The 20,301-nt window shown below is 47.8% G+C and carries 22 protein-coding genes and 1 pseudogene; 16 read left to right on the top strand and 7 right to left on the bottom strand.

All coding sequences use genetic code 11. The features are described from left to right. Window positions 1-351: 351 nt before the first annotated feature. Both ACKPVM_RS00115 and ACKPVM_RS00110 read left to right on the top strand, forming a co-directional pair. On the top strand, window positions 352-1,860 hold the full coding sequence (locus ACKPVM_RS00115; RefSeq protein WP_409306131.1) for a type I restriction-modification system subunit M: 1,509 nt from the start codon (window positions 352-354) through the stop codon (window positions 1,858-1,860). Continuing rightward, window positions 1,805-2,281, top strand: a pseudogene (locus tag ACKPVM_RS00110) (restriction endonuclease subunit S domain-containing protein); the annotation flags it as partial. The gene ACKPVM_RS00115 and the pseudogene ACKPVM_RS00110, both read left to right, overlap by 56 nt. A 56-nt stretch (window positions 2,282-2,337) precedes the next feature. On the opposite strand, the gene ACKPVM_RS00105 reads toward ACKPVM_RS00110, so the two are convergent. After that, a complete protein-coding gene (locus tag ACKPVM_RS00105; protein WP_409306503.1) occupies window positions 2,338-3,027 on the bottom strand; it encodes a restriction endonuclease subunit S in 690 nt (229 codons plus the stop codon). Window positions 3,028-3,050: 23 nt separating this feature from the next. Between ACKPVM_RS00105 and xerA the strand changes: the two genes are divergently transcribed. The 3 genes from xerA (at window position 3,051) to ACKPVM_RS00090 (ending at window position 8,411) form a co-directional block, all read left to right on the top strand. Continuing rightward, entirely contained in the window at window positions 3,051-4,046 is a 996-nt protein-coding gene (xerA, locus tag ACKPVM_RS00100) for a site-specific tyrosine recombinase/integron integrase (RefSeq protein WP_498044264.1), read from the top strand. Further along, entirely contained in the window at window positions 4,039-5,208 is a 1,170-nt protein-coding gene (locus tag ACKPVM_RS00095) for a restriction endonuclease subunit S (protein WP_409306130.1), read from the top strand. Before xerA ends, ACKPVM_RS00095 begins: the two co-directional genes overlap by 8 nt. 110 nt (window positions 5,209-5,318) lie before the next feature. Further along, on the top strand, window positions 5,319-8,411 hold the full coding sequence (locus tag ACKPVM_RS00090; protein ID WP_409306129.1) for a type I restriction endonuclease subunit R: 3,093 nt from the start codon (window positions 5,319-5,321) through the stop codon (window positions 8,409-8,411). 167 nt (window positions 8,412-8,578) lie between these two features. Here the strand turns inward: ACKPVM_RS00090 and ACKPVM_RS00085 are convergent, their stop codons facing one another. From ACKPVM_RS00085 to ACKPVM_RS00060, 6 genes are all read right to left on the bottom strand, one after another. Beyond that, window positions 8,579-9,124, bottom strand: a complete 546-nt coding sequence (locus ACKPVM_RS00085; RefSeq protein ID WP_227526952.1) for a helix-turn-helix transcriptional regulator — start codon at window positions 9,122-9,124, stop codon at window positions 8,579-8,581. 49 nt (window positions 9,125-9,173) lie between these two features. Continuing rightward, window positions 9,174-10,628, bottom strand: coding sequence for a flagellin N-terminal helical domain-containing protein (locus tag ACKPVM_RS00080; RefSeq protein ID WP_409306128.1), 1,455 nt, complete (start codon window positions 10,626-10,628; stop codon window positions 9,174-9,176). Between the two features lie 262 nt (window positions 10,629-10,890). Further along, a complete protein-coding gene (locus ACKPVM_RS00075; protein WP_409306127.1) occupies window positions 10,891-11,472 on the bottom strand; it encodes a hypothetical protein in 582 nt (193 codons plus the stop codon). 153 nt (window positions 11,473-11,625) lie between these two features. Further along, on the bottom strand, window positions 11,626-12,051 hold the full coding sequence (locus tag ACKPVM_RS00070) for a putative zinc ribbon protein (RefSeq protein ID WP_341613317.1): 426 nt from the start codon (window positions 12,049-12,051) through the stop codon (window positions 11,626-11,628). A gap of 92 nt (window positions 12,052-12,143) precedes the next feature. Then, window positions 12,144-12,356, bottom strand: coding sequence for a helix-turn-helix transcriptional regulator (locus ACKPVM_RS00065; protein WP_044205785.1), 213 nt, complete (start codon window positions 12,354-12,356; stop codon window positions 12,144-12,146). Window positions 12,357-12,456: 100 nt separating this feature from the next. Beyond that, entirely contained in the window at window positions 12,457-13,044 is a 588-nt protein-coding gene (locus ACKPVM_RS00060) for a YagK/YfjJ domain-containing protein (RefSeq protein WP_110162276.1), read from the bottom strand. Window positions 13,045-13,382: 338 nt separating this feature from the next. Here ACKPVM_RS00060 and ACKPVM_RS00055 point away from each other — a divergent pair, with 338 nt between their 5' ends. The 11 genes from ACKPVM_RS00055 to vapC all read left to right on the top strand — a co-directional run bounded on the left by ACKPVM_RS00055 (window position 13,383) and on the right by vapC (window position 19,863). Next, complete coding sequence (locus ACKPVM_RS00055) at window positions 13,383-14,087, top strand: hypothetical protein (protein WP_409306126.1); 705 nt, start codon at window positions 13,383-13,385, stop codon at window positions 14,085-14,087. Window positions 14,088-14,181: 94 nt separating this feature from the next. After that, on the top strand, window positions 14,182-15,069 hold the full coding sequence (locus ACKPVM_RS00050; protein WP_409306125.1) for a GTPase family protein: 888 nt from the start codon (window positions 14,182-14,184) through the stop codon (window positions 15,067-15,069). A gap of 183 nt (window positions 15,070-15,252) precedes the next feature. Next, on the top strand, window positions 15,253-15,411 hold the full coding sequence (locus ACKPVM_RS00045) for a hypothetical protein (protein WP_155242703.1): 159 nt from the start codon (window positions 15,253-15,255) through the stop codon (window positions 15,409-15,411). Window positions 15,412-15,557: 146 nt separating this feature from the next. After that, on the top strand, window positions 15,558-16,391 hold the full coding sequence (locus ACKPVM_RS00040) for a hypothetical protein (protein WP_103808667.1): 834 nt from the start codon (window positions 15,558-15,560) through the stop codon (window positions 16,389-16,391). A 57-nt stretch (window positions 16,392-16,448) separates the two neighbouring features. Further along, window positions 16,449-16,799, top strand: coding sequence for a hypothetical protein (locus ACKPVM_RS00035; RefSeq protein ID WP_005974477.1), 351 nt, complete (start codon window positions 16,449-16,451; stop codon window positions 16,797-16,799). Between the two features lie 122 nt (window positions 16,800-16,921). Beyond that, entirely contained in the window at window positions 16,922-17,395 is a 474-nt protein-coding gene (gene radC, locus ACKPVM_RS00030; protein WP_110162280.1) for a RadC family protein, read from the top strand. A 39-nt stretch (window positions 17,396-17,434) separates the two neighbouring features. Next, complete coding sequence (locus ACKPVM_RS00025; RefSeq protein WP_110162281.1) at window positions 17,435-17,770, top strand: type IV toxin-antitoxin system YeeU family antitoxin; 336 nt, start codon at window positions 17,435-17,437, stop codon at window positions 17,768-17,770. 69 nt (window positions 17,771-17,839) lie between these two features. Then, window positions 17,840-18,160, top strand: a complete 321-nt coding sequence (locus ACKPVM_RS00020; protein ID WP_181838212.1) for a TA system toxin CbtA family protein — start codon at window positions 17,840-17,842, stop codon at window positions 18,158-18,160. A gap of 117 nt (window positions 18,161-18,277) precedes the next feature. After that, window positions 18,278-19,111 (top strand): DUF4942 domain-containing protein, encoded by an 834-nt coding sequence (locus ACKPVM_RS00015; RefSeq protein ID WP_409306483.1) that lies wholly within the window; start codon window positions 18,278-18,280, stop codon window positions 19,109-19,111. 93 nt (window positions 19,112-19,204) lie between these two features. Beyond that, window positions 19,205-19,435 carry a type II toxin-antitoxin system VapB family antitoxin gene (gene vapB / locus ACKPVM_RS00010; RefSeq protein ID WP_012765080.1) on the top strand — a complete coding sequence of 77 codons (231 nt, stop codon included), beginning with the start codon at window positions 19,205-19,207 and terminating at the stop codon, window positions 19,433-19,435. Beyond that, on the top strand, window positions 19,435-19,863 hold the full coding sequence (gene vapC, locus ACKPVM_RS00005) for a type II toxin-antitoxin system tRNA(fMet)-specific endonuclease VapC (RefSeq protein WP_409306124.1): 429 nt from the start codon (window positions 19,435-19,437) through the stop codon (window positions 19,861-19,863). Before vapB ends, vapC begins: the two co-directional genes overlap by 1 nt. Window positions 19,864-20,301: the final 438 nt, after the last annotated feature.

Genomic DNA, 20,301 nt, shown 5'->3' with positions numbered 1-20,301 from the left:
TAGTAAGTGGGCAGGCTGTAGTTCTGTCAGGAAAGAGTTACAGTTTGCTTATTTTCCTATCATGACAGTGGCGATCGTTTTTCATGGAGGACATTTTTAATGAAATCAATAACAACATGTTGTTTATGTTGTTGTAAAATTAATCCCCGATGGGATCCAATTGATATTGGAGTGACGGCTTTCCATTTCACCGAATCGAATTACCCCATTGATTAACACTGTAACGTCAGTAGTTGCTGAAACTCAGCGATTATTAACCATATCATTCAATTTAAAATTTTCAGATAATTTCTTACGGTTTTCAACATTGTGCAAGCCTGAAGATTTTCAGAACAATAATGAGGCAAATACATGGCCATAACGAACGGAAACAACACCGCGTCAATCGGGTTCGAACAGCAAATTTGGGCGGCGGCGGACATCCTGCGCGGCAATATGGACGCGGCGGAATATAAACATGTCGTATTAGGACTTATCTTCCTCAAATACATTTCGGACAAGTTTGATGAGCGATATCAGGCGCTTCTGGCTGATGACGACGATGTGGAGGATAAAGATGCCTACGCCGAAGCAAATGTATTTTTCGTACCGCAGCAGGCCAGGTGGAGTGCTATCGCTGAAGCATCGCGCAAAGAGACTATCGGTATTGTTATTGATAACGCGATGCGGGAAATCGAAAAAGAAAACAAACGGCTGAAAGATATTCTGCCTAAAAATTACGCTCGCGCCGAGCTAGACAAACGCCGACTTGGCAACGTTGTCGATCTGTTTACCAATATTCAGATGATTGAACATGGAACAGACAAAGATATTTTGGGACGTACCTACGAATATTGTCTCGCCAAATTTGCTGAGCAAGAGGGTAAGCGTGCTGGAGAATTCTTCACGCCCTCCTGTGTCGTGCGAACGCTCGTTGAAGTTTTACAACCGTTTAAAGGTCGCGTGTACGACCCCTGTTGCGGTTCAGGCGGTATGTTTGTCCAGTCTGCCGACTTCGTAAAAAACCACAGTGGCAACATCGGTAACCTTTCGGTTTACGGGCAGGATGCTAACCCGACTACACGTAAAATGGCGTTGATGAACCTGGCTATTCGCGGTATCGAAGCTAACATCGGTACTCACAATGACGATACGTTTCGCAATGATTTGCACAAAACACTGAAGGCCGACTTTATTCTTGCTAATCCGCCATTCAACCTGTCGGATTGGAACGATGGCAGCTTAAACGACGATCCACGCTGGCAATACGGTTTACCACCGAATGGGAACGCCAACTTCGCTTGGTTACAACACATGATTCATCACCTCGCCCCAAATGGCAAAATTGGTATGGTGCTTGCCAACGGTTCACTATCTTCCCAGAGCAGCGGCGAGGGTAATATCCGACGAAAAATCGTAGAGAACGACCTGGTGGAAGGCATTATCGCGATGCCCACGCAATTGTTCTACACCACCCAGATCCCCGTATCTTTATGGTTTATCAGCCGGAACAAAAAGCAAAAAGGCAAAACGCTGTTTATCGATGCTCGCAATATGGGAACGATGGTCAACCGTCGTTTGCGTGAGATGACCGCCGAGGATATCGCCAAAATTGCCGCTACCTTTGAGGCGTTCGACAACAATACGTTGAAAGATGTGAAAGGTTTCTGCGCGGCGGTCACGACAGAGGACATCGCCAAACAGGACTTTATTCTCACGCCGGGCCGCTATGTCGGCATTGAGGCTAAGGAAGATGACGGCGAACCTTTTGAGGATAAAATGTCGCGATTGACGGGAGAACTTAGCGTGCTGTTCAAGCGTTCCCATGAACTGGAAGATGAGATTCGCAAGAGACTCGGGGGACTTGGGTATGAGATCTAAGCTATCTGATCTTTGCGTTTTTGCTGACGGAAGGGTTGCCGTTGCCGATTTGAATTTAGACACCTATATATCCACCGAGAATATGCTCCCTAACAAGGAAGGAATAACTTGCTCGACAGGGTTGCCGCGTATTTCACAAACTCAAGCCTATCGAACTAAGGATGTATTGGTATCAAATATCCGTCCATATTTCCGCAAGATATGGTTTGCCGATCACGAAGGTGGCTGCTCAAACGATGTGCTGGTGTTACGGGCAAAAGAAAATGTTTATCCGGGCTTTCTTTATTACGTGTTATCGGACGATAGCTTCTTTGACTACTCTATGAGCACAGCCAAAGGTACGAAAATGCCTCGAGGTGATAAAAGGGCAATAATGGAGTACGAAGTCCCCGATTTGCCACTTGATATTCAGATTGGGATTGCTGATACACTGTCGGCTCTTGATGGCCGGATTGCCATAAATAGAGCGATAAATCATCATTTAGCGTTGCTGAGGTTGGCAACGGGGAGTTCTCCGGACATCAGTCGGGGAAGTAAGGAATCTCGCAAAATAGCGAGACTCCGGCTTTCAAGCGCATTTTGCCGTATGTTCTCCATAATCGGGGCAGCTATCTCGGAGAATTTTCGGACACTCTCAGCGTTTGGAATGTGTAATACGTATCGTCCGATGGTATTGCCCGATACGCGCTGTCTGCCGCTACTTCCGTTCATGTTACGAATAGCATAATTGACGAAGTCTGGGTGACGAGCCAGATAGTAGAACATTTCGTTGCAGTATCCGGGTTTGGAGGTGATGACGATGTACTCGGTTGAACCAAAAGCCACAGTGCCTTTCTCAAGAAAATTTATATACGCGGTTTTTCCGTTTTCAAGGCATGGTGTTATGCGAGCCATGATAGTGTCGCCGTTTGCAAACTTCATCCCCCCTGAAAACGGACGCATAGTCCAGTCAGTCGGGAAAGAACTTCGAATAGGTAAGTTTGCCATTTCTATATATACGGCATCTTGCCCTCGTTTCAAGGAACGGAGCGGGTTTATTTCAGCAATATCTGAAAGGATCCCTGTTGGTTCATCGGCACATTCTTCTATCAGAAATCGCTCGAAAGCAATCTGCGCCATCTGCTCTAAATGATGATTTATCGATCCTACTGTCTCGCATAGACTCATGTTTTGATCCAGCGGTAGGTGAGATGATGAAGGACAAGCTAATAACGGAAATTCAGGCAAATATGGCGGCGATACTGACACAGCGACAATTAGACGGACTACGCCGGGTGCTGACATACCACATGCATAATGTTGACATCACGGCAAGTCGGATCCCCGACGATCAGGAAACCGTTGGAAATGATAGGCTGCTTAATGTGTTTATCTCTGCAAAACGTATCGAAGGTTGTTCGGAAAAATCGCTGAAATATTATGATGCTACCGTTAGCACTATGCTCAAAGCAGTAAAAAAACCAGTCCGTGAGATCGTCACAGACGATCTTCGCAACTATCTGGCGAACTACCAGAAAGCACGAAACTCCAGCAAAGTGACGGTTGACAATATGCGCCGCATTTTTAGTAGTTTTTTCGGCTGGTTAGAGGATGAAGACTATATCCTTAAAAGCCCCGTGCGGCGCATCCACAAGATCAGAACGGAGAAAATCATTAAAGAAACCTTTTCTGACGAGAGCCTGGAGCTGCTCCGTGATGCCTGCGAGGAAATCCGCGATCTGGCTATGATCGATCTACTTGCCTCAACGGGTATGCGTGTTGGCGAACTGGTACAGTTAAACCGCGAGGATATTGGTTTCCATGAGCGGGAATGTGTGGTTTTCGGCAAGGGCGGCAACGAGCGAGTGGTCTACTTTGACGCCCGTACCAAAATCCACCTGTTGAACTACCTTGATGCGCGTAAAGATAACAATCCTGCACTATTCGTGTCGTTAACCCTGCCCCGCGAGCGGCTCCTTATCGGCGGTGTGGAGACTCGGCTGCGGGAAATCGGCAAACGGGCGGATATGCACAAGGTTCACCCGCACAAGTTCCGGCGCACCCTTGCTACCCGCGCCATTGACAAAGGCATGCCCATTGAGCAAGTACAGCGGTTGCTTGGTCATGTAAAGATTGATACGACGATGCATTACGCAATGGTTAATCAGACAAACGTCAAAAATTCGCATAGGAAATTTATTGGATAAGAAAATTATGTCTATAAACGGTTGGAAAGCTTGTTTACTCGGAGATGTCCTGACATTTCAAAGGGGGCACGATCTACCAAAAACCAAAATGATATGCGGTGAATATCCTGTTGTTGGCTCTAACGGGATAATTGGGTATCACAACGAATACACGACAGAAGCTCCTTCAGTCACGGTAGGACGAAGTGGCAATACTGGTAACCCTTTTATCGTATATGACCAAAGTTGGTCACATAATACGACTCTCTATGTTAAAGAATTTAAAAACTCTGATCCTGTGTTTGTATATTACTTGCTGAAAACGCTAGATTTAGGCAATTTTTCCGGAGGGAGTGCTGTCCCTACGCTTAATCGAAATCATATACATTCACTTGAAATATCTGTGCCACCGTTTTCTGAGCAAATCGAAATAGGACGCACACTAAAATTATTGGACGACAAAATCGCCAACAACACAGCGATAAATCATCATTTAGAGCAGATGGCGCAAGCCATGTTTAAGTCGTGGTTTGTGGACTTCGAACCGTTCGGCGGGAAAATACCCACCGACTGGCGAGAAGGTACATTGGGCGAGTATTGCTCGATAAAATCCGGTTTTGCCTTCAAGAGTTCTTGGTGGCAAGAAAAAGGCATTCGTGTTATCAAAATTAAGAACATTACAGATGGCACTTTTGACTTCTCTGATTGCTCCTTCGTTTCTGATGACAAAATATTTTACGCAAAAAACTTCATCGCCACTCCAGGTGATCTGCTGATAGCAATGACGGGGGCGACTATCGGAAAATTTGCCATTATCCCTCAACATGATGAAACACTCCTTGTAAACCAGCGTGTTGGAAAGTTTTTCTTAGGCGTAAATCCTCTAGAAAAATTACCGTTTCTGTGGGGTTTTTTAAAACAAGACGGGGTGTTCAACGAAATAGTGAATCGTGGACAAGGGAGCGCACAGCCAAATATCAGCCCAACAGACATAATGACAATCCCTGCGATCATCCCATTAGATGATACGTTGGCCGATTTCAACAGCAACCTTCGAGCTTGCTTTGAAATAATGACAACCAACACAGCAGAAAACCAAAAACTCGCTACTTTGCGCGACACACTTTTACCCCGACTAATGTCCGGAGAACTATCCGTTGCCGATCTCGGCGACGCTAAATGATGATTTACCGCCCAGCGGCGTTGTGGAATTAACCAATTTTGTCGTTCAAAAACGAACAACGAGAATTAAACGCAAAAATTGCGTTATAAATTTGTAAAAAGGTAATCAAAATGGCCTATACCGAAGCCCATTACGAAAACGCTTGTCTTGAGTTGTTCCGCGATACGTTGGGCTATAACCATGTTTATGCGCCGGATCTGACTCGGGAGTATGCCAATCCGCTTAATATGGACGAACTTCTCCCTGCTCTCAGACGGGTGAACCCCAGACTGCCGGAAGAGGCGCTTGCCGAGGCGGTTTACAAGCTGCGAAACATTGATGGTGGCACATTCCAGCAGAAGAATGTGCAATTTATGGGCTACCTGCAAAATGGTATATCGGTCAACTATTACGATAAAGACGAGCTGCGGGCGGTGTTGGTTCATCTTGTGGATTATGGGGATGTGGAGCGGAATTCATTCACCGTCTCCAACCAGTGGACAATCTGCGAAAATAGCGAGAAACGCCCTGATGTGATCGTATTCTTAAATGGTTTGCCTGTTGTCGTTTTTGAGTTGAAATCACCTTCCCGTGAGGAAACGGACGCTTCTGAGGCATTTCTGCAACTGCGCAACTATATGCATGAGATACCGTCTCTGTTCATATACAACGCTTTTCTCGCTATGAGCGACTTGGCCGTCTCGAAAGCCGGAACCATTACGGCAGGCGAAGATCGCTTTATGGAGTGGAAAACCAAGGATGGCAGCTACGAAAATACGCAGTACGCCCAGTTCGATACGTTCATTGAGGGAATGTTCGACAAAACGCGGCTGCTCGACATCATCAAGCATTTTATCTGCTTTTCCGGCGACGAAAAAATCCTCGGAGCGTACCACCAATATTTTGCTGTGAGAAAAGCGGTCGCCTCCACCAGCAGGGCTACTGCAACAGATGGCAAAGGCGGCGTGTTCTGGCACACCCAGGGCAGCGGAAAATCGCTGTCGATGGTATTTTACGCCCATCTACTACAAAGCACGCTAAATTCTCCGACCCTGGTAGTGCTGACAGATCGCAACGACCTTGACGATCAGTTATTCGGACAGTTTGCCAAGTGCGCATTGTTCCTACGCCAAACGCCCCAGCAAGCCGAAAGCCGTTCTCATTTAAAGGAACTGCTTGCAGGAAGACTGGCAAACGGCATCATTTTCACGACCATGCAGAAATTTGAGGAGGCCTCTGAAGCGCTTTCCGAGCGTCGCAATATCATTGTGATGGCAGACGAAGCCCATCGTGGGCAGTATGGTTTAGAAGAAAAAGTGGACGCGAAAACAGGTCGTGTGATCCTCGGTACGGCACGCATTATTCGCGATAGCTTACCCAACGCCACCTACATCGGTTTCACTGGAACGCCGATATCCAATAAAGATCGCTCCACCATCGAGGTGTTCGGCAACTATATCGATATCTACGATATGACACAGGCAGTGGAAGACGGTGCGACCCGACCCGTCTACTATGAGAGTCGTGTTATTCACCTGAAGTTGGACGAAGACATTCTGCGGCTTATTGACGCGGAATACGACATTATGGCGCAAAATGCAGAAGACTATGCTATCGAAAAGAGTAAAAAGGAACTCGGCAGAATGGAGTCTATCCTCGGGGCGGAACAGACTATCACTGCGTTGTGTGAAGACATCATCCAACACTATGAGGAAAACCGTCAGCACGAGCTGACCGGCAAAGCGATGATAGTTGGTTATTCGCGCTCCATCGCAATGAGCATCTACCGCAAGCTGCTTGAGCTACGCCCTGAATGGGTCGAAAAAGTTGGCGTGGTGATGACCGAAAGCAATAAAGATCCGGAAGAGTGGCGCGGCGTTATCGGCAATAAACGCCACCGCGACGCGATGGCCAGCCGATTCAAGAATAACGATGACCCGCTGAAAATCGCCATCGTGGTGGATATGTGGCTTACAGGATTTGATGTACCATCGCTCGCTACCATGTATGTTTACAAACCGATGTCGGGGCACAATCTCATGCAGGCCATCGCCCGCGTCAATCGGGTTTACAAAGATAAAGAAGGCGGGCTGGTTGTTGATTATGTCGGCATTGCTTCGGCGTTAAAACAGGCGATGAACGCCTACACCAACCGCGATAAGAACAACTACGGTGATACCGATGTCGCCAAGACCGCGCTGCCGAAATTTATCGAAAAATTGGAAGTCTGCCGCAGCCTGTTCCACGGTTTTGACTATTCGGCGTTTCTGTCTACTGATAGCGATCTCGTTCGCGCCAAAACTATCACTGGCGGCGTGAATTTTATTTCAGCTATTGATAAGCCGAAAGTTACCCCAAATCACGAAGACATGGACTTTCGGTATTCAATGGCCGCAGAACCGAAACCCGCCTATGGCGAAGCGCCGAGCAAAAAGGATCTGTTCATCAAAGAATCCATGCTGCTTCGTCAGGCGTTATCTCTTTGTCGTTCGCTAATAAGTGCCGAGCAGCGATTCGAAGCCGCCTACTTTGAGGCGGTACGTACGCTGCTTACTCGCCTCACCGGCGAGGGTAAACCGCTGTCCCTGAAAGAAATTAATGCCCGCGTTAACGAACTACTAAAAGCAAGTATCCAAAGTGATGGGGTTATCAATCTGTTTTCCGATGTAGATACTGGGTTTTCGTTGTTCGATCCAAAATTTCTCGATGAGATCGCCAGGATGAAGGAGCGCAATCTTGCCGTTGAGATGCTGAAAAAACTGCTCGCTGAGCAGGTAACGCTCTATCGCCGCACTAATCTCGTTCAGAGTGAAAAGTTCTCGGAAATGCTTTCTCGCGCCATGAAAGCGTACCTCAACGGTATGCTCTCCAACGAAGAAGTCATCGCTGAACTGATGAAAATGGCGAAGGATATGGCGTCCGCTCAGGCGGAAGGCGATGCGCTGGGATTGACTGGTGAAGAATTTGCATTCTATCTTGCGCTGACCCGTCCCCAAGCTGTGAAAGACTTCTACCAAAACAAAGAATTAGTAGCGATGACGCACGAACTCACGGAGATGCTGCGTAAAAATCGTACTATCGACTGGCAGAAGAAAGAATCCGCACGTGCTGGTATGCGTCGTATGGTCAAAAAGCTGCTGAAAAAATACAAATATCCGCCGGAAGGTGTAGAGGATGCCGTAGCTACCGTTATTGGCCAGTGTGAGACGTGGGCGGATAATTGAGCAACTTTTCATGTCTTTGGCTCTTTGGCTGATTCATTCGTGATAGTAAAATGAGCTTAATTTAAGTCGAGCCAAAGAACTTCTGTTAGGTGGATAAGATAACAACCAATGAGTAACATTATGTTCGACTTGCAAAATTAGTGAGAGCAAAGCACCTTGCTGATCTCTCACGCTACCTTATCAACGTAGATAACCCTGTGATGTTCGGCGTCAGCGATACTTTGCATATGTGAGATTCTGGCGATGAGTAAAAAGGTGAGCAGATCCTTTATGCCATATTTTCTGTAGATATTATTTTTCATGTTGTTGGCGGTTTTATGGGTTATCGTCATTTTTTTTGCGATATCTTTGATTGATATTCCATCCAGCCAATAGCCGAAAAATACTTTCTCATTCGGTGATAACGATATCGTTTTGCCTTTTATTTCCCTGAACGATGACAGGGCAGAGATCACTTTTTCGAACGTGCTAATTGGTGCATGTTTTGATAACAGCAATACCTTTTTAGCCACCATCAAGGGTGTATGTTTACGGTTATTTAGAATAATAATGAATGCCCGTTGATGGTCGGTAATGATGTGCGTCAGTAGCGTCATGTCGATACCGTGTTCAATATCAACAACAGTGATGGGTACATTACCGCCATCCTTATTTCCCAGACAGGTAAACGCCGCCGTGGTGAAAGGGCAGCGGCTGAATATTTCAATGCTCATGGCGATAGTGGTTCAGTGGAAAAATAGCAAAGTGATATCTGACGACGCATCATCCCTGTAACAGCTTTAATACGTTTCCCAACTGCTGATTGGCTTGCGACAAGACGGCCATCAATGCCTGCTGTAGGATCTGGGCTTTTGTCATCGCGGAAACCTCAAGGGCATAATCCGCATCCAATATGCGAGAGCGGGCGGCAGCGGTGGCAATTTTCTCCTGTGACAGCACGGTAGTGACGGATTCGAAGCGGTTCATCTGGCTGCCGTATTCATTGCGGTAACCGTCCAGTTTTTTCAGCGCATTATCGAACGTGGCTAATGCCGCTCTGGCCTGTTCAGGTGTACCCAGCGTCACAGAGGAAAGCCCCAGCGATTGGCTATCTGCTGGCGTTGGGTTGAGGGTGACCGTTTGCAATGCATCACCGAAACTCGCTCCGACGACAAACGTCGTTTCTTTGCTGATCGGCACTGAGGGCGGCAGTGGCGGTGCAGGCTCTGTCGGTGTGGGAAGTTCATCCCAGCTTGCACTGCTATTAAATACGCCGCTGCCAACCACTATGATAATCAGATCTTCCGTCACCTCATCTATGTGAATTTTTTCCAGTCGGTTTGCTGCCCCCACATTCCCATCGTTAAATCCCCCGGTGTTGGCATCTTCAAAGCGGTCACCATCACCACTGTAGGTGATGGTCATGCCCTGATAAGTGGTCTGCGCCCCTGTGTTGATATTGTATTCCCAGGCTTGCAGCAGCGAATCTGCCGAGTAGGTGGCATTGGGTAAAAAGCCGTTATCTTGCGTAATCACGGTGGTATTCATGGTGCTTTCATCCGTTACGCCGTTTGCTGACCAGACAATATCGGCGTCTGCGCCTTCTGCGGGCGTACCGGCCAGATGCCTGCCATCTCGCGCAAAGAGCTGGATATCGTCATCGGCGCTTAATGAGTCGATGGTGATGGTAATATTTTTTGCGCCAGCAGGAATGTAAGCCAGCGAAATCATCCCAGAAGGAAATTGATGATTGATATTGGGGACAGGAAACTTTTCAGCCAGTGGCAACGTGTCGCCCAGTTTGGCAGGCAGGGGGCCTGGTTCAGTGGGGGCCAGCGGATAACGACCAAAAATTTGAGTCGATGAGGCGATACTGTCGATCTCTTCCCTAATCTGCTGATATTCACCGTTCAGGCTGGTCTGGTCGCTATCTGACAGCGTACCGTTTGCCGCCTGCACCGCGAGTTGCCTGCCACGTTGTAGCAGATTATTGATGGCATTAAGCCCGCTCTCGGCAGTTTGCATCAGGCTGAGGCCATCTTTCATTCCGTTAGTGATGACGCTGTTGGCATTCAGATTAGCGGTCATCCGGTTGGCAATCGCCTGACCAGCGGCATCATCCTTCGCACCATTGATGCGCAGACCCGAAGAAAGCCGTTCAATCGCCTGGCTCAATCGGGTAGCCGATTTATCCTGTTGATTCCGTATCGTTAAATAAAGAGAGGTAATCGGAGTCATTGCGCACCAGTCCTGATTTGGCAAAAACAATGGAATGATTTTTATCTGCTGATTATTGATTTACTGGATAACAGGCAATAGTCAGCCCTTCCCGATAATGGAAATAAAAACAGATAAAACATTACGTTATGGTTATTCTCGGCAATAGCTTATCGACGGTGGCGATCAAAAGATAATCGTTTTGATAGATCGATGCGATCGTATCGATCGGCGTTACCGATCAAAAGCGCTCTGAATCAGTGTTCACGTAACGGTATGAAAATTAAGCAGGTCGGTAGTCTGCCCAGTAACCAAAGCAGGCAAAGAAAACGTATTCGTCAATCATTGCCCGACACGCTGGCTGAGTGCGCAGACGGGTGTTAATCCACACCTGAATCTGTCTGTCGGTTTTATCAGCCAGTGATGTCCATTCACGATAAGACAGGCCGTTAAGTAGCTCAGACCAGCACAGGAGTGTTAACGTTTCCTGAATGCCGGGTTCATTTTCCCGATCAAATAGCCTCTGAAGGCTGTCACCCAATTCATCCAGATGTAGTCGGTCACATTCGCTGATCAGAATACCGCCCAGCATCGGATACCGTCGAAGGTAGCGGCTGGTTTCCACCGGCAGAATGGCTCTGCTGGCAGCCTCAATACGCGACACCCTTGATTTCTGCATTAGTTTCGCGGGGACAATCAGATGCGCCTTATGCTGGTCTGGCAGGGAAACTGCCGTCAGGCTCAACCGGTGAAAAGTATGAGTTTTTCGCGTACTGATACCCTGATGGATGGCGTGCGCAGCACTGTCGTCAAGATGGCTTTGGTACTTATCCAGCAACGTGGATAGCGTCGTATTACGCGTCATTTAGAAAAGTCTCCAACATGCTGAATAACAGACAACCGATGTCCTCCGTGGAATCGGATAGCGGTCTGTTATTCAGGGAATAATTAATTAAGAAGAGTGAACTGAAAGGTGTTGTTTCTGGCTGGAATGATGGGATACGAGCAGTGGCCTGGATTAACTATTCAGATGACCTTCTTCTTCAGGTACACAGCCGTTCTCCTCAACGACTACACTGTAGATACCGTCTTTACACGCCGGGCAGAGTTTCTTTCCTGTATAGCGGTTTTGGCACAACACGCAATACCAGGTGTTCGGTTCAGGAGGAACGTAGCTGGCACTGACCTTCTCCCGCAGTTTTTTAATCCTCTCTTCTTCTTTCTCTTCGGGGTCCCGGTAGGCACATGCCTTCAGTTTTCTTGAATCTATACTGAACCGATCATGCTCAAACCAGGCTTCTTGATATTGAGAGCCGTTATGCAGAGTTAACGTACAACCACAGGATGTACACGTCCAGTGACCCTGGGGCAGGCGGCTAGCCTCAGTTGCATTAACAAAACGATTTTTGGCGTTGTTAGCCAGATAGCATTTTAGAAAGCGCATAAATTGATTCCATTCCTGACGATAATGAGCTTAGTGGAAGCGATTGTCCCAACGCTGTTGGCAGGAAAATGAGTTGTGTTTGGAACGTGTGGCTACTGGCGAGACTGATCGATACGTTGCTGTAACCAGGTTTCGACTTCACTTTGCAGCCAGCGAGAACTGCGGCCCAGCTTAATCGGCTTCGGGAATTCACCCAGTTGAATCAGCTTGTAAAACCATTTGTCGGTTAATCCAGTCAATTGGGTGATGAAGGTCATATCGACGAACTGGTCGTTAAGAAGGCGGTAATCGGTAGTGGTGCTCATCGTTTTTTCTCCTCTGATGAATGGAGAAGGAACCGGAAAATAGAAATTGGCGAATTCCTTCAAACGATAAGAACTTGGCGTAATTTTTTAACCGAGAGCTTTAACTGGTCTTTCGCCGCCTGCCAGATACGTGTGCAGCAGGAATACTACTCAACTGGCAAATAACGCCCTGACTTTTCTGATCCTGCTTGCTGAGATAGCTCAGGATGTACTGCATGCCCTTACGCCCTTTAATATCGTCATGTGCCGTCACCCATTCTCCGCGTACTTTGTAATGCTCCTTAGACTCGCAACGATATGAATAACCTTCCTCCCAGGTCACGTACCTCCAGGTATCTCTCAGCGCTTCAAAGACTCCCCAAGCTCGGCGATGTTTCTGACCATTCAAGTAGAATGCAGCGTGAATGTGGTAGCCATGCTGCTCGGTATGCTCCAGTACCCATGCGTAGCCCACCAGCCCGTTGATGTCCTGGCACCTTTGCAGCAATAGCGTTATATCCGCCACTGTGGAATGAATATCGCCTTCAATCCTTGAATCACTATCCCGTTTGTAGGAGAAGTCCACCCGCAGCATCAGCAACTTGGAATAACGCTCAAATAATTGGTTCTGGTGATGTTGCAGCTTACGTTTCAGAGTACGGTGCTGAACGTAGTTAAGATTGATATCGGTAATGTCGTGGTAAGCCATGTCTGAATCTCCATGTGAGTGTAATCGTCATGGGAATGGACATGGGCATCAATTTTGAAATGAAGGCGAGTTCGTGGAACTGTAATGATCACTCAGCCTGAGGTATCGATCTGGAGGGCGGTGGATAATTACGAAATCTCTTCTCTATAAAATATCATTAAATACCTTAATTAAATGTTCGCCGTTCTGAGAAACACACCGTTCAGAACACTAAAGTGCTCCTTGTTTAAGGTCTCAATACAAGCAGTGCTACGCCTGTAGGTAGTGGGTTTTTGTATGAATTTCGTACAATCAGGGGTTTTTAGTAACTGATTGACCTATAATATTTTTGTTATAAAATGTATGTTTATTTACATAACTTGTATGTTTTAAAAATGAACAGCTATTACTCTGCTCGTCAGGCGAAAAACATAGACAAATCGTTTAAGGAATTATTCCGGAATCTCACTGCCAGTGAGGCAGTGAGAGCGCTGAAATTCTCGTTTGTGATAACACCTCTCGATGGGAAAAGTGCTTATCCTGACGACAGAGGACCTGAGCATGCCAGAAAGGTTCACTTTGCACTGAAGCTGTTTCTGAATCACATGCGGGTGCTTAAATACGGGAAGTGCGTTGCCGGGTATTCATGGCTGATGTGCAACGAAAAGCGCACAAATCTGCCCTATATTTACATGTTGTTTTACATAGCTGAGAGCGCCAGTGCCGATAAAATTGCGGAGTGTCTGGGGGAGTTATGGAGCCGCTCGGTGGAAAAAGCGAGCCTGAAAGAAGGATGGCCCGGTTATCCGGTTGTCTTCAATTACAACCTTGAATTGGGTAATCAGCAATTCTGTAAAGGCAATCACGCTCTTCTCGATGGTTATACCGGGAGCCAGAGTGCTGCATTCATATTCAATGACCTGTGCGGTGGTACAGCTAACTTCAAAATTAATTCAGACAATCCGACGTTGTTCCTGAGCTATCTGGGGTCACTCAGATTGAGTATGCATTCAATCCCTGGCGTAAGGGCATGGGGCCATTCACAGTTAAAGGATAAAAAATAAAAAAATCTCAGTTATATATCACCTCATTGAATTACCTCTATTTCAATTCATCAGGCCATCCATCCCGGATGGCCTTTTTCATTCTGAGGCTGATATGAAAAAATCATCAGGCTATGCGCTGATACGCCGCCATCTGCGGCGTTATCCCCGTTCGTTACGTCATGCCCTTATGCAGGAACTGACCCGGCTGGTTGCCTATGAACCGGTGATTGGCATTATGGGTAAAACCGGCGTCGGAAAATCGAGCTTATGCAATGCGCTGTTTCGCAGCGAAGTCTGCGCAGTGAATGCTGTCGCAGCCTGTACCCGTGAGCCACAACGCATTCGTCTGCGTTTTGGGCGTCATTATCTTACGCTGGTTGATTTACCCGGAGTGGGTGAAAGTCAGCAGCGGGATGAGGAATATCGGGCACTGTATCAATCCCTGTTACCGGAGCTGGATATGGTGCTGTGGGTATTGAAGGCGGATGACCGCGCCTATTCTGCCGAGGAGCAGTTTTATCGGGATGTGTTCGGCTCCGTGAACGGTGAGCACACGCCGATACTCTGGCTGCTCAATCAGGTTGACAAGATTGAACCGAGCGAGGAATGGCGCTGGGCCTCTGCGCAGCCGTCATTCAGGCAACGGGAGCATATGGCACAAAAGCGGGCGGCTATCGGGCAACAACTCGGTATCGTGGCAGAGAACATTTTACCGCTTTCCGTTAAAGGCCGTTATCAACTGGGAAAGATGGTGGAGGCGATGATAACCCTTCTCCCAAAGCAGGCTCGCAGTCCGGTCATTCCTCATTTACGTGCTGAGCACCAAACCGAAAGCGCGATAGAGCAGGCCCGGGCTGGATTTTCGGACACGGTAGTCAGTGCGGTGGATTGGATTATTGACCACGCGCCGTTGCCTCAGGTGGCAAAACAGGTGCTGCATGGTGTCACCCATTCCGTTGCCAGAGTGGCAAATGCCGTGTGGTCTTTCTTCTTCGACTAACGTTTTTGCTGCTTCCCATCAGCTTTCTTTATCGTCACCGATCGATTTTGTCGATCGAACCGATCGAATTGATTTGTTATACCGCCATTTCTCCCCGCTATAAAATCGATATTCCATGCTGAGACTTTTTTACTTTTACGAATCAATAACATGTTCATGTAACGCTTATGCGTCTGGAGGGCAATGATGCCGTTGTTGCTGCTTTGGGTGGGGTTGGCAATCGTGTTGGGATGTGTGGCATCCAGCAGCGGTCGCTCATTCTGGGGCTGGTTTATTCTGGGTATGGTCATCGACCCGTTACTGGCCGGATTGCTGTATTACCTGATTTGCAGAGAAAAATAATATGCGAACGCTGTTGAAGCTGTTTGGCCGCTTTATGCGCTGGTATATCACGCTGGTGATTTTTATGGCCTGCCTGCTTTTTATCATCAATACCGTTGGCGGATGGGCCGGTTTTTAACCGAGAGCCCTTCCGAAGGAAAACCACAATGAAAACACAATCTGCACTGTCATGCAGCGGAATGCTGCTGGCCTCCCTGATGGTTCTTCCCATTCTGTCTGTACAGGCAAAGCCTGCTGACAATGAACCGCAAATTATCACCGACAGCGAAGGGCATATGGTTTGCCATCTCTGTGGACCCGACAGGAAAGACAGTTTCTTTATTTCTGACTATCCACAGGGCTATAAAAATAAAACGGATCAGTACAGCAAGTTATGGGACATGACGCGCTATACCATCCTGCTGAATGATGCCATTCCTGCTTACACCGCTAACCGGACACCCGATTTTTATTACATCGATAAATATGCCTCGTCGCCCACCGTTCACTTTATTGAGTTTGACGATGACCGCTCTGATTTATCGGCTGTAGCTAAGGTATCGGTGACGGAAAACAAAAACAACATGCTGCTCACTGTCACCTGGAAGAATGGAGAGAAAAACCGTTTCCAGATGAATAACCAGGTTCTGGCGTATCAGGCACAAGTACTGAGAAACACGCAGGACCAGCTTTTCTGCCGGAATTGCGGTGACAGCGGAAAGGATGTGCTGGTTCAAGGCGCGGATACCGCCACCCTTTATACCCGTCTGACCGATACGCCGTATTACGCCTTTCTGGTGCAAAGTGCCGGAATGGCCTGCCCGGCAGGGAACTGGTATGCCGTCGATAAAACGAAACCCGCACCTGAAATCAAGGCGATTGACCTCAAGGATTGCAGTGAAATCGTGAAGGTTGACAGTACCCATGATGCCAACAACACCACGCTTAACCTCACTCACTACAACGGCAAAAAGGACACGCTGACATTCAGCCATCGTTGAGTGTTACCGCCTCTGGTCATCGGAAGGCTTCGAGCCTGTCGAGTAAAGGAAAATATCATGAAAAAAGCATTTGTCGCACTCTGTCTGGGATTGTGTTCGCTAAGCGTTTTTGCAGAAAAAGCGCCTGTCAGAGTGCAAACCCGTATTGCCTCAGGAAACTGGTATGCCGGTCCCTATTATCCAAGGATATCCGTGACAGCGTTGACAGATTCTGTCGTCGTCAAAGACATTGCGGTTAATCGGGGAAATTGCCAGCACCTTTCCGAAGAATCCTGGAAGCCCGTTCGACTCCGCTTCGGCAGCACTTTTGAAACGACGTTTAAGTCAAAAAACTGGGGAGCCGCCTGTAATGTCCTTGAAATCATTGTCGAGACCGATCAGGGCATATGGGAATTCCAGATGGAATAACGGCTGACCTTATTTACGGTTCCGATGCCTCGTGCGCCTGCGCGAGGCATTGTATTTATTGTGCTCTTGTCATCCATTTCATCCTTCTTTTTCATCATCCATCGTTTAGATAAGGAACTATCATGTCATGCAATTCATTGGCAGGCCACGTTGCGTCCAGAGAGCAACGCATCATCCAGATGGCGCTGTGCCTGCTGGAAAAACGCGTGCGTAAAAATGCGCGACAGTTCAAAACCTCTGAGGACACTAAAAGCTGGCTGATGCTGGAGCTCAGCAACCTGGAGCGTGAAGCCTTTATGGTGCTGTACCTGGATAACCAACACCGTCTGATAGAAAAGGAAATTATAGCGCTGGGCGGCATCAACAGCACCGAAGTGCATCCGCGTGAAATCCTCAAAGCCTCACTTCGTCATAACGCCGCCGCCGTGATACTGGCACACAATCATCCTTCCGGCTGTGCCGAGCCGAGTCAGGCTGACCGCCATATCACCGACAAGCTGAAGGACTCACTGTCACAACTCGACGTCAGAGTCCTCGATCATCTGGTTGTTGGCGGCGCTGACGTGGTGTCATTCGCTGAACGTGGCTGGCTGTGATGAGCACACTTACCACCGCACTTTTATAAGGAAAACATCATGTCATCAATAGAGGCCCCGGAATGGGGATTAAAGTGTACTGTCACGCCGCGATTCGGAGCCAGACTGGTGCAGGAAGGTAACCGTCTGCACTATCTGGCAGACCGGGCCAGCATTGTCGGTACGTTTAGCAAAACAGAAGCCCGTCATCTGGAACGCTGTTTCCCGCAGTTGATTAAGCAGTTGGAACAGAAACTATGCACAGGTGAACTGAATCCTCGCCAGCAGGGCTGTGTCACGCTGCATTGCGACGAATTTACCTGTGAAGCTGATACGCTGGGTAGTTTTGGTTACGTGTATATTGCTATTTATCCCTCTGCTGCGGCAGCAGAATAACCCGTTGTTTCTCTCGCCATCCTGAACGCCTCCCTGATTTTATCGACTTAATCTGAAGAGAATATTCCCATGCAAACCATACCGGAAATCCCGTCACGGGAGGAGCAATCCTGCCCGTCACCTATAGCCGTCTGGCAGCAACTGCTTACCTACCTGTTAGAAAAGCACTACGGCCTGACGCTGAACGACACACCGTTCTGTGAGGAAAACGTCATTCAGGCGCATATCGATGCTGGCGTCACGCTGGTCAATGCCGTCAATTTTCTGGTGGAGAAATACGAACTGGTGCGTATCGATCGCGACGGTTTTAACTGGCAGGAGCAATCACCGTTTCTCACCGCCGTTGATATTCTCCGTGCCAGACGCGCTACCGGCTTGCTTAAAGCATAAAGACTGCGAGTCACTTTCCAGTCACACCACGCCAAACCTATTTATTCCTCTCCCCGATGCATAATGCGCCAGTCCTTAGCGGCTGGCGCATTTGCTTTTATGTATGGACCACAAATGATGCAAATTGAACCCGAGGTTTTGACCGAACATACCGAGCTGATTTGCTCGACCAATATCGAACGTATCGTTACCGGACGTGATACCGCGCTGCAACAGATAGAGCAACTCCTCAATCAGCTACAATCTATTTCAACGTTAACGGCGACTATCGGCGGCGGCACTGCTGAAGACTGGGCATTGAAACAAGGGCATCGTTACGATTGCTGGCTGACAGAAACGCCTGATAAAGCGATGCCAGCCATCACCCGCACGTTGGATCGCAATATCTGGCGCGACCTGATGTTGAAATCCGGCATGTTGTCGCTGATGGATGCCGAAGCGCGTAGCCAGTGGCACAAGAATCTGGATGAGGGGGAGCTACCGGCCATCAGCGAAGCCAATATCCTCAGCACCTTTGAGCAACTTCATCAAAGCAAGCAAGAGGTATTCGAGCGAGGCGTGATTAACGTATTCAAAGGGTTATCGTGGGATTACAAAACCAATCACCCTTGCTACTTTGGTAAGAAAATCATCATCAATAGTCTGGTGACATATAACCGTTGGGGCTTTGGCCTGAACTGGGGCTGGCGACGTGACCAACTGGCCGATCTGGAACGTATGCTCTATCTGTTGGACGGCAAACCTATTCCTGATAATCGGGGTGATCTTACCATCCGGCTGATGGACCATATCCGCGATAATCCCCATCAGCAGGAATACGAAGATGAGTATTTTAGTGTGCGTTACTTTCAGAAAGGTACTGGGCATCTCACCTTTAAACGTTCTGACTTGATCGATCAGATGAACGATATTATTGCCAAACATTATCCGGGGATGTTGGCGGCAAGGTGATTAACCAATCATGTCACATAGGTATATCCCATTGACATATCCCATCAATATTCTATGCTATCGATAGCACAAAATTTCTCCAAGGAGACTGCCATGGAAAAAACTACAGTATTTAAAAGCAATCGCAGTCAGGCGGTACGACTCCCTAAAGCCGTTGCACTGCCGGATGATGTGAAGCAGGTTGATATCGTTGCGATTGGCCGTACACGAATAATTACTCCGGCAGGGGAAAGCTGGGACAGTTGGTTCGAAGAGGATGGGGTAACACCTGACTTTATGATCACCAGAGAGCAGCCCGATGATCAGATCAGGGAAGATTTCTGATGCTGAAATATCTGCTCGATACCAATATTTGTATTTACACCATCAAGAATAAACCGCAGGAAGTCAGGGACGCTTTTTACCGTCATTACGGGCAGTTTGCTATCAGTGCTATCACACTGATGGAACTGATTTATGGTGCGGAGAAATCGGTAAACCCAGAAAAGAATCTTGCCGTGATTGAAGGGTTTTCTGCGCGTCTGGAAGTTCAAAACTACGGTTTTGACGCCGCAGTGCATACCGGCCAAATTCGTGCGGAACTGGCAAAACAAGGAACACCCATCGGCCCGTATGATGCCATGTTAGCCGGTCACGCGCGGTCCGCAGGTTTGATTCTGGTAACGAACAATGTGCGCGAGTTTGAGCGTGTGCCAGGATTGCGCGTAGAAAACTGGGTCGGTAGACAGGCTGACAATAGCCAGTCTTTGTAATATGCTGTCGCAGTTCAACAACTGGCGTCACTGCTAGGTACCGTAGTGAACGGCAGGGCAGGGAATGAAGCAATGTAGGTTGTGGGTACAAATGCGGGTACATGTGCGTTATATTTTAAAGTAAATCCTTTAAATACAATGCTTATAGCATTTTTTTCAAGTCCCGCCCCGGCACCATCACCACATCAATGGACGTCAACAGACGTCTATTTTTTTGCCTAAAATCCACGGTATTACTGGCTTTCCTTCATTCTTTACTCTCCCGACGTCAACACAATTCAACCTACATCAATTTGCTTGTGAGTATACATCTGAGTATATATGTTGGTTCTATCTTGCTCTGTATACTCACAGTAAGTGTAGTGGTCAACTAAAACTGGCCGCCGTGTTAGAGTTATTCCAGTATCTGTTTTCTGATTCGTTTGGTGGCAACCCACC

Source organism: Pectobacterium hainanensis (assembly GCF_046237015.1).
GTDB lineage: Bacteria > Pseudomonadota > Gammaproteobacteria > Enterobacterales > Enterobacteriaceae > JBJYIN01.
The sequence above is the reverse complement of the archived record's forward strand: the minus strand, read 5'-3'. Positions and strand labels throughout refer to the sequence as shown.